The organism is Phocaeicola oris, from assembly GCF_021295095.1.
Lineage (GTDB): Bacteria > Bacteroidota > Bacteroidia > Bacteroidales > Bacteroidaceae > Phocaeicola > Phocaeicola oris.
Window position 1 is genome coordinate 1 of the sequence record NZ_JAJLQX010000049.1, and the last position, 1,304, is coordinate 1,304.

Here is a 1,304-nt window from a genome sequence, read left to right on the forward strand (position 1 = left end):
ACTTGCCTTCAGGCGTGTGCCGGTTCCGTGGCCGGGTGTGGGGCGGCAGGCTCCACAAGAAGTATAGTCCTCTCTCCCGAAGCAGCTCTGACGGCAAGTCTGTGCTGTCTTGTGTCTGATGGAGTTCCGGCGCGGCACGGAAGAAGACACAAGAGGGTTTAAGAAGTAGGCCTGCTTGCATGAAAGATAGGTATGGACACCGCCGTATGGCGTGATAGCAGATGCGATTGCAGCAGACATGAAAAAAGGAGACCCTTTTAAAGAGTCTCCCGTCTTTCGGAGTAAGGCTTTTACTTGGCCTTCCGGTTCTTCGCTTTAGGAGCGTCCTGCTTTTCTTCCCTGACAAAGGCGGTAACCTTTGTGGCGATGTTCTTCAGAACCGTGACGTTCTTACCGTCCTTGGTGTAGTTCTCCGGCTTGAAGAATCCCTCTACCGTAATCTCCTTGCCCTTCTTCAGCAGTTCCAAGGTAGCCGTATCGTCGTTCTTTACCCAAGTTTCAAGGCCTATGATCGAAGAGACCGTAGTGGTCTCGTTGCCTTTGCGTTCTGTGTGTTTGATGATGATACCGAAGCGTGCGATGGCAGCCTTCTCAAAGTTTTTAACTTCTGCATCCTTGCAAACATAACCCGTAACTGTGAAATTGTTCATTGCGTTCATAATTGTAATTTTTTAAGTTGATATTTATTTTACGTGCATAAAGGAGCAGGCAAGAGGAAGGTGTGCAAAGGCAAGGGATGACCGTTATTTTTTTCATCTCCGACCATAGAGTTTTTGGATCAGGAGCAACCGCACCCCAAAAACTTGAAAAAAATCACGAGGCAAGTCCCGGAGGGCGACCCTTGCGGAACACCGCTTGCGCTAACTTTGCAAAGGAAAATGGATGTCGGACTTATCTGAAAAATGAAAAGAACGCCATGAATGATTTGAAGTGAAGGGTAGCTGAAAGGATGAAACCAAGACCAGGAAGCTGTCAACGCTACCGGTATCGGTAAACACACTTGACCGCACGGGAAAGGAAATGACAGTACCTCTGCCAGGCCCTGAAACTTGGGTGAGTGAAGTCGTGCCAGCAAAGCTGCCGCTGCCGAAGAAGGGCAAGGACAGATAAAGGGGTAAGCCGTCAGAGAACGTCCATGGACAGTAAGAGATACCATGATACAGTCTCGCCACTTGGCTCCACCGTCAGGGAGGAAGAGCGGAAGTTTCAAAGACAATGGTTGAAGAAGGCTGCAAGCCGTGCCATGGTAGGAGACGGAAAAGGGATGTACCACTATAAGGTCTGCAAGGCAATCCGCATAGATG

The 1,304-nt window shown here is 49.4% G+C and carries 1 protein-coding gene; it reads right to left on the reverse strand.

The window, feature by feature from the left end:
- Window positions 1-290 precede the first annotated feature (290 nt).
- Entirely contained in the window at window positions 291-659 is a 369-nt protein-coding gene (locus LO761_RS12530; protein WP_004345305.1) for a single-stranded DNA-binding protein, read from the reverse strand.
- Between the last annotated feature and the right edge of the window lie 645 nt (window positions 660-1,304).